7 protein-coding genes and 1 pseudogene are annotated in these 9,101 nt (G+C 34.8%); 3 read left to right on the forward strand and 5 right to left on the reverse strand.

All coding sequences use genetic code 11. The features are described from left to right. Window positions 1-105 precede the first annotated feature (105 nt). The 4 genes from L1283_RS17130 to L1283_RS17145 form a co-directional block, all read right to left on the reverse strand. Window positions 106-1,302 carry an MFS transporter gene (locus L1283_RS17130; protein WP_038330962.1) on the reverse strand — a complete coding sequence of 399 codons (1,197 nt, stop codon included), beginning with the start codon at window positions 1,300-1,302 and terminating at the stop codon, window positions 106-108. Window positions 1,303-1,467: 165 nt separating this feature from the next. After that, a complete protein-coding gene (locus L1283_RS17135) occupies window positions 1,468-3,798 on the reverse strand; it encodes a multicopper oxidase domain-containing protein (protein ID WP_260031574.1) in 2,331 nt (776 codons plus the stop codon). A gap of 100 nt (window positions 3,799-3,898) precedes the next feature. Next, a complete protein-coding gene (locus tag L1283_RS17140) occupies window positions 3,899-4,342 on the reverse strand; it encodes a DUF3347 domain-containing protein (RefSeq protein WP_065720927.1) in 444 nt (147 codons plus the stop codon). Between the two features lie 40 nt (window positions 4,343-4,382). Continuing rightward, window positions 4,383-4,604: a heavy-metal-associated domain-containing protein gene (locus L1283_RS17145; protein WP_065720928.1), complete on the reverse strand. Its 222-nt coding sequence runs from the start codon at window positions 4,602-4,604 to the stop codon at window positions 4,383-4,385. 352 nt (window positions 4,605-4,956) lie between these two features. Between L1283_RS17145 and hppD the strand changes: the two genes are divergently transcribed. From hppD to L1283_RS17160, 3 genes are all read left to right on the forward strand, one after another. Beyond that, on the forward strand, window positions 4,957-6,117 hold the full coding sequence (gene hppD / locus L1283_RS17150; RefSeq protein WP_065720929.1) for a 4-hydroxyphenylpyruvate dioxygenase: 1,161 nt from the start codon (window positions 4,957-4,959) through the stop codon (window positions 6,115-6,117). Window positions 6,118-6,222: 105 nt separating this feature from the next. After that, window positions 6,223-7,050: an AraC family transcriptional regulator gene (locus tag L1283_RS17155; protein WP_065720930.1), complete on the forward strand. Its 828-nt coding sequence runs from the start codon at window positions 6,223-6,225 to the stop codon at window positions 7,048-7,050. Between the two features lie 104 nt (window positions 7,051-7,154). Next, window positions 7,155-7,565 (forward strand): OsmC family peroxiredoxin, encoded by a 411-nt coding sequence (locus tag L1283_RS17160; RefSeq protein WP_038330952.1) that lies wholly within the window; start codon window positions 7,155-7,157, stop codon window positions 7,563-7,565. Window positions 7,566-7,814: 249 nt separating this feature from the next. Here the strand turns inward: L1283_RS17160 and lpdA are convergent. Beyond that, window positions 7,815-8,990 (reverse strand): annotated as a pseudogene (gene lpdA, locus L1283_RS17165) (dihydrolipoyl dehydrogenase); the annotation flags it as partial. Window positions 8,991-9,101 lie beyond the last annotated feature (111 nt).

The following is a 9,101-nucleotide window of genomic DNA, read 5'->3' on the forward strand; positions in this document are numbered from 1 at the left end:
AAACGTTAATTATTTTGATATTATAACTTGATTCTTTTCTAATTACAAAGTTCCTTATTATTTCGTTTTTATTAGTTACGATTTTTTGGAAGATAATTGTGATTTTTACTGATTCTCGTGCGCGCTCTTATTTGTCATTGTAATTTTAATTACCGCAATTAATGTAATAAGAAGCATTGGAATTAAAACAATATTAATGCCATTCCAGCCCCAATTATTAAATAAACTTCCTGCAAAAAAACTGGCAATACTGATTACTGCAAAAACCGTGAAGTCATGAAATGCTTGTGTTTTTTCTTTCTCTTCAGGTCTATATACTTGTGTTAATAATGCGGATCCACCAATAAACAAGAAGTTCCAACCTAAACCAACAATAAATAATGCCGATACGAAATGTGTAAAATCGGTACCAGAAAGAGCAATGAAAATATAGAGAAACAAAATCGACAATCCAGTTGTAATGATTCTATAAACTCCAAATTTCTGAATGAGGATGCCTGTAAAAAATGAGGGCAAAAACATACCTAACACATGCCATTGAATTACAGTTGCCGAATCATCAGAACTATGACCGAAACCATGCATTGCAATAGGCGTAACCGTCATAGACATTCCCATCACCGCAAATGCTGTAGCTGATGAAAGCACAGCTAAAACGGCATCTTTACTTTTGAAAATTTCTTTTAATGAACGACCTTTTTTTAAAGATTCATTATTTCGAGCTACCGGCTTTGCTTGAAATTTAAGTAACGAAACTACTCCAAATGCCAAGACACTTAAAAGTACAATAGAAAAAAAAGAATATGCATAAGGCATGCTTCCCAAATGCTGTGTAAATCTTGCCAAATTAGGTCCCGCAAATGCTGCAACGACACCTCCGGCAATCACAAAAGAAATGGCTTTACTCTTTGCATTATCCGGCACAGAATCTGCAGCCGCAAAACGATAATACTGTGAAAACCCTTGATAAGCGCCAATCAACATATTTCCAATAGCAAAAATCCAGAACGAATTCTGAACAATTCCATACCAAGAAACTAAGCCAGCAAGAACGCCTATCAATGTTCCAATCATAAAGGCTTTCCTTTGACCTAAATTTTTAATAATTATTGACGCTGGAATCATCATAGCTGCTGCGCCAACTGTAATCATCGCAACTGGAATGGTTGACATGTTTTTATCAGAAGCCATAACCATTCCTACAATTCCTGAAAGTGTAATGACTAATATCGATGCGGTCTGAAATAATGCTTGTGATAAAAACAAGAGGTATACATTATTCCATTTTATTTTAGCTGTCATAATCTTAAAAATTTACAATACAAAATTGTCAAATTAGTTTAATCTTCTTGTTGTGATATTTCTTGTTTGATTTATGAGGTTTACTGATTATTCCGTACTTGTGTAAAATAAAAAACGGTTATGACGTAATGTAATAACCGTTTTTATTTCCCTTTGTTGTTAATATTAATAATTAACTGATAAACCTACTCCAAAGCCCATATCGCTATCATAATGTGTTCTCACACCGATATGTCTTGTAAGGATATATCGCAAATCTGCCATATATTCCATATCCGTATTTACCATAAACCCTGCTCGCAATCTTTTGGAAAGAGGTATATCCTCTCGCATTAGCGAAACACGAAAAATACCATCGTGATATACCTCCGCTTGTACATTAACCAACATAGGTAAGGTATACATAACACCAAGACTAAATGCTCCTCGTTTATCTTTTTTATTTACTTGTCCAAAAAGATTTTTTTCATGCTCATCCATTCCCATTTTACGATAACGCCAGTCGAAACCAATAAAAGGCATCAACCATTGCATTTTTCCTATATAACGACCAAAATGAGTTTCCACTTCGTAACCGTGCATATCATTGTAACCTAATCTCCATTCTGTACCCAAACTATATCGAGCATTCATAAACATCATTTCACCGTCATTACCATTGGTCGCAAAATCATTCTGAGCCATAAAATGGATCATATTACTTTCACGCTGTAACATTTTATAGGCTTTATCCTTATTGGGCAAATAAGGGTTTTTATAATCACCCACAGCAAAAACTTTGTTCATACCTGCCATCATGTGATACAATATATGACAATGAAAAAACCAATCACCTTCTTCATTTGCGAGGAATTCAATGGTATCGGTTTCCATCGGCATAATGTCAATGATGTTTTTCATCGGAGCGTTTTCTCCTTTATCGTTTAGTAATCTAAAATCGAATCCGTGTAAGTGAATAGGATGTCGCATCATCGAATTATTATAGAGTGTAATGCGCAATACTTCGCCTTTCTTTACAGGTATTTTATCGCTTTCAGATAGTACTTTATCATCCATACTCCATACATAACGGTTCATATTTCCGGTCAATGTAAACTTCAATTCTTTTACGGGTGCATTTTTAGGTAGTTCAGTATTATTTGGAGATTTCAGCATGGCATAATTAAGCGTTACAATCTCGCTTAATGCATTCGCATTATAGCGATTTGGATCTTCATTCATATTCATCTCACCATGGTTCATTTGACTATGATCGGTTTTTTCAGCACTTTGCTTCATGTTCATATCTCCATGATCCATTTTGCTATGATCCATAGCTTCGTCCATTTTCTTTACTTTTTTCTTTTCCTCGCCCGTAATCTCTGGATACATAACGACATTCATATCCATTTGATTCCAACTCATATTCATTCCCATATCATCAAGGTCCCCATTCATTTTCATCATATCGTTCATCATTTTCATGCCTTCAAAATATTTAAGACGAGGCATGGCACCCACCATTGTTTTCTCTCCATTCCCGATAAAGTAACTCGTAGATTGGGTACGATCTTCTGTTGTAGCCATGAACTCATAAGCTTTACCATCTTCGGGAATGGTAACCACCACATCATAGGTCTCGGAAACCGCAATTATTAGACGATCAACATCTATAGGTTCTACGTCATTTCCATCACTAGCCACCACTGTCATTTTACCACCAGCATATCTTAACCAGAAGTAGGACGATGCACCTCCGTTAGAAATGCGCAAACGTACTTTATCACCTGCTTTCAAAGGTTTACCATCAATTGATTTTAAATCTGTCAAATGATTTCCATTCATCAATACTTTGTCGTAGTAAACATCACTTACGTCCATCGCCATCATACGTTTCCATTCATTTTTCAGTTTTGTTTTGAAATTTCCTGTACGAATAGCTTCTGCATAACTTTGAGTAGCTCCTTTTTGTATAGCGAACCAGTCGCTTGCGTTATGTAGCATGCGATGAACGTTTTCCGGCTTAAGATTTGTCCATTCACTTAACATAATGGGTATTTCTGGCAAATCGTCAATCCCTTTTCTAAATGTTTTATCATCAGCTCTCTTATGCATGATAAAGCTCCCATACATACCTATCTGTTCTTGCAATCCTGAATGAGAATGATACCAATGCGTTCCAGTTTGAATAATAGGGAAACGATACGTAAAGGTTTCACCAGGTTCAATTGGCATTTGCGTTAAAAAAGGAACTCCGTCTTCTTTATTGGGTAGAAATAATCCGTGCCAATGCAATGAGGTACTTTCTTTAAGTTGATTATGTAACACTATTTCTGCCGTATCGCCTTCAGTAAATTCAAGTGTTGGCATTGGTATTTGCCCATTTACAGCGATTGCTCTTTTTTCTTTGCCTGCATAGTTTACGATGGTATCTTTTACATACAAATCGTAACGTACTACTTTTTGGGCTATACCGACCTGTGATATGAAGAGCGCTAACAGAGTTAGCAGCAACAACTTTTTGTGAAGAAATTTTTTATTATTCATTTTAAAAATCGCATTGGTTATACAAAGATTAAAAGGCATTGCTCAATAAGCAATGCCTTAAAGGTTTTTATTATTTAGTTTCTGCAACTTTGCCACAGGTAAGCATTGATGAGCCATAATAAGGATTTTTAATATCTTTCTCTTTGCTCAACCAATATGCTTTTTTCATAGGACAATACTGATAATAAACAGGTTGAATTACTTTATCAGACGACTTTACCAGTTTCCACATTATAGTAGAAACATCGTTAAAAGCTGCTCTTTGCTTTTCAATATTGTTTCCAGCCTTGTTTAATTTTTCTGTCGCTTTTAACAGATCAGTTTTCTGTGAAAAATTATCTTCACCTTTTACTGCATCGTTGAAAACCGAAATTGCGGTGCTCGCTGCTTTGCTATCACTACTTACTAAAGCGTTTTTTACACTGATGTAACTGTTTAACAGATTGTTTGTGTTTTGTGCAAAGGCAGAAAATCCAAACAACATTACGGTTATTGCTATTATTAACTTTTTCATTTTTTATCTCTTTTTTATGATTAATGAATTGCTTATTATATTATTGTGAAATAGGTTCGGCTTTAAACCCTTTTTTCTTAATAATTGTAACGATTTCGTCTTCGCTGATTCCTTCCGATTTAACCGTAAGGACTTTATCACTATTTGTAGTATCTACATTCCATTCGCTGATACCATTAGCGCTATCTAAATCACCCTGTACTTTAGCAACACAGTTACCACAGTTAAGGTTTGTCTTGAATTGAAGGTTTTTGCTTTCCATTGTTTTGAACTTTTTAATTGTATTTCTTGAGTACAAAGTTCATAAGATAACAGGTAATATTGGTTGTGATATTCCTTGTTTGATTTATGACATTTACTGATTATTTACCATAAAATAGTTCCACTTGTAATATTTCGGGTTTGTTTTGTGACTTTTACTGATTATAGTGTTTGTTATAAATAAGTGAAATACATTTACAGAGGAATAACTAATTATAAAATGTCTATCAAAACCTTTCTATCGGTTTTGCATCGTGCTATGTTATAGCTGGTATACAAGTTCTAAATGCAACTACACTTCATCAAGTGTACACAAATCATGTATCAAAATCATATTATAAAAATAAAAAACAATGACAAATAAATTAAAAAGCGTTGAATACGGTTTAGAAAAAATATTTGAAGGAGCACAAGACTTTCTTCCACTATTAGGAACTGATTATGTAGAATTTTATGTAGGGAATGCCCTTCAGGCAGCGCATTATTACAAAACGGCTTATGGATTCCAATCTGAAGCTTATGCAGGGTTAGAGACCGGAGTAAAAGACAAAGTATCTTATGTGGTAAAACAAGACAAGATCCGTATTATACTGACCACTGCACTTAACTCTTCTTCTCCAATCGGGGAACATGTGAAAAAACATGGAGACGGAATAAAAGTAGTTGCTTTGTGGGTGGAGGATGCCAAAAGTGCATTTGAAGAAACTACCAAACGTGGAGCAAAGCCATTTATGGAACCTACCGTTACTACAGATGAACACGGAGAAGCAATCCAAGCTGGTGTTTTTGTATATGGTGAAACAGTTTTTATGTTTACAGAACGTAAAAATTATAAAGGAATCTTTTTACCTGGATTTACGAAATGGGAATCAGACTATAATCCGGAACCTGTTGGTCTGAAATTTATTGATCATATGGTTGGAAATGTAGGATGGAACGAAATGGATACATGGGTAAAATGGTTTGAAGATGTAATGGGATTTGTTAATTTCTTATCTTTTGACGATAAACAGGTTTCTACTGAATATTCTGCCCTAATGTCAAAAGTTATGGCAAATGGTAATGGAAGAATTAAGTTCCCGATTAACGAGCCTGCTGAAGGTAAAAAGCGTTCTCAAATAGAAGAGTACTTGGATTTTTATGAAGACGCCGGTGTACAGCATTTAGCTTTGGCTACCGATGATATTATTAAAACGGTAGAAGAAATGAAAAAAAGAGGTGTAGAGTTCCTATCCGTTCCGCCACAGGCATATTATGATGCTATACCGGATCGCATCAAAGCTCATGCCGACAATTTCAAGGAAGATTTAAATGAATTGCAAAAACTGGGAATTCTGATTGATGCTGACGAAGAAGGTTATTTGTTACAGATATTTACCAAACCGATTCAGGATAGACCTACATTCTTTTTCGAAATTATTCAAAGAATGGGAGCTAGAGGTTTTGGTGCAGGAAACTTCAAGGCTCTTTTTGAATCAATTGAAAGAGAACAGGAACGCAGAGGTACCTTGTAATGTATAATGTGTAATTTTAGTTTAATATATACAAAGCCCTAAATCTTTTAAGGGCTTTGTTATTAATGACAAACCTTCGGACTAATACTCATAAATTGATAAAAAATGGATGCCGGATTAAATAAAAGACAATCGATAGGATATCTGGATTTTGATGATAAATCTGGAAATAGGATAAATAGCAATACGCTGCTGGAAGATTACTATAAAATCATTTATATGGAGAAAAACGGTAGCATTATTGTGGATTTCGTAGAGTACAGCTTTACAGAAAACGTCTTGCTTTTCTTCAGTATTGGTCAGCATTTTCAAATATCCAAGGAATCTAGAGGAAGTATTATTTATTTCAATCCTGATTTTTATTGCATAGCTTTCCATGATAAAGAGCTTGCTTGTGACGGGCTCCTTTTTGATAATGTATTCGAGATGCCTTATCTAAATTTGTCGACGAATCTGGACATACTTTTCTTAAAACTAATCTCGTCTATAAAAAGAGAAATTAATCAAAAAGATTTTTGGGCTGAAGAAATGATAAAAACATACATCAAACAAATAATCATTTCAGCAACCAGAACTTTGATAAAATCAAATAATGATAGTCAAATCATTTCATATGATAAGGAGTTAGCTAGAAAATTCAGTCAATTGGTCGAGCTTCATTATCGAAAGCACCATAATGTCTCTGACTATGCAAATATGCTGAATATCACACCTAAAAACCTCAATAAAAAAATTGTATCTGAAAAACAGGTAGCACCAAGCATCATTATTAAGCAAAGAATTATTCTTCAGGCTAAAAGGTTACTTGCCAATACAACCTTAAGCATTAAAGAAATTGCTGATTATCTCGGGTATGAAGACTACTCCTATTTTGTGCGATTTTTCAAATCTCAAACGGGTCTACCCCCCCTTTCTTTCCGAAACGCTCTTTAAAGTGTTCGTTAAAGGAAAAAAGTCCTATTAAGAATGAAGTATATGCATTGATGACACGTTTTTTAGATAGTAATTTTGTCAAGTAATTTAAAACAAATTTAAAAATGAAAGCAAAAGTAACAGCTAAGTGGCAAGGTAATTTTAAAAATGGAAGCGGTAATTTCGATGCAGCACATTCAGCCATTGGAAGCAGTGTTTTTAAACACAATAAATCTGAAGGAGAAAATACCGCTACAAATCCAGAAGAATTGATGGCCGCAGCACACGCTGCATGTTATACAATGACGTTAAACTATATACTTACAAGCAAAGGGATTGAGGCAGAATCTTTAGAAACATCTTGTACAATAACAGCAACCAGCTTCGATATTACGAACTCTGATTTAGTGCTAAATGCAAAAATATCAGGTTTAAATGAAGAAGAATTTTTAAACTATGCAGAACAAGCAAAAGCTATGTGTCCGGTAGGAAAAGCTTATAAATTAGAAGTTTCACTAGTAGCTACTCTAAATTAAGACTAATTTCGTTTATTCTTATTAAAAAAGTCACGTTTTATATTCCGTGACTTTTTTAATAATTGAATTAATAGATAGAGGAAAGGCAGATGAAAATATCTGCCTTCTTAAAAATTACCAAATCTGGATTTTAGATCTGTATCAACAATCCGAGAAGTGAAGACAGTAACAGTACACACTTCCAACAGTTTAGTCTGTTTTTCATAATCAATCAATTTAAAGATAAATTTAAAAGTATTTTGTATTTATTTATAGATGTATTGCCTCACCTAAGGCATCTTCAATAGCATCTTTTATGGCTTCACTCATAGTTGGATGTGGAAAGATAGTATCCAATTGCTCGTGCCATGTTGTTTCCAATTTACGCGCAGTTGTGGTTTGAGCTATCAACTCCGTTACATTATAGCCAATCATATGCGTTCCAATCCATTCTCCATACTTGGCATCAAAAATCACTTTTACAAAACCATCAGTAGCACCTACTGCACTCGCTTTACCACTTGCCATCAATGGAAATTTACCTACTTTAATATCCATTCCCGCCTCACGTGCCTGCTTTTCGGTTAGACCAACCGAAGCAATTTCAGGTCCAGTGTAGGTACATGCTGGCATATTTCCGTAATCTAAAGGCGTTGGTTGATGGTCGTATTTACTTTCTTTAAAAGCTATAGCTTCGGCACAAATTACAGCTTCTTTCATCGCTTTGTGAGCCAACGCAGGACCAGGAATAATATCGCCGATTGCATATATATTATCTATATTGGTTTTACACCCTTCATCTACCAGCACTTTTCCACGTTCTGTTTTAATCCCCAACTCTTCAATACCAATATTTTCAAGATTTGTTACAATGCCTACAGCACTTAACAGTATATCCGCTTCCAATACCTGTTCGCCACTACCATCCGTCTTTTTAATTGTAGCTTTTACTCCTGTAGCTGAAACATCTGCTTTTTCTACAGAAGCATTGGTAATTATTTCAATTCCTTTTTTCTTAAAGGCTTTTTCCAATTCTTTCGAAATATCTTCATCTTCCACAGGAACAATACGAGGCAAGTATTCCACTACAGTCACTTTAGTACCTATACTGTTATAGAAATAGGCAAATTCTACACCTATCGCTCCACTTCCCACAATGATAATGGATTTGGGTTGTTCAGGTAATACCATTGCCTCACGATAGCCAATGATTTTTTTACCATCTATTGGAAGATTTGGCAATTCTCTAGCTCGTGCACCTGTAGCAAGAACGATGTATTTTGCCTGATAAGTTGCTGTTTTTCCATCTGACCCTTTAACAGTTATTTCATTTTTGGAGATAACTTTACCAACACCGCTAATGACATCAATTTTATTCTTTCTCATCAGAAACTGAACGCCTTTACTCATTTTGTCAGCAACACCGCGACTTCGTTTTATAATGGTAGCAAAATCTGCAGAATGTTAATTCTCATCAGAATGCCCCCACTGATTCTCATTAAAATGCCACCACTAATATGCAAAAAAAATCATTCATTATCCTGATCATCTGAGATT

This window comes from Sphingobacterium sp. HSC-15S19, assembly GCF_050433745.1.
Taxonomy (GTDB): Bacteria; Bacteroidota; Bacteroidia; order Sphingobacteriales; family Sphingobacteriaceae; genus Sphingobacterium; species Sphingobacterium siyangense.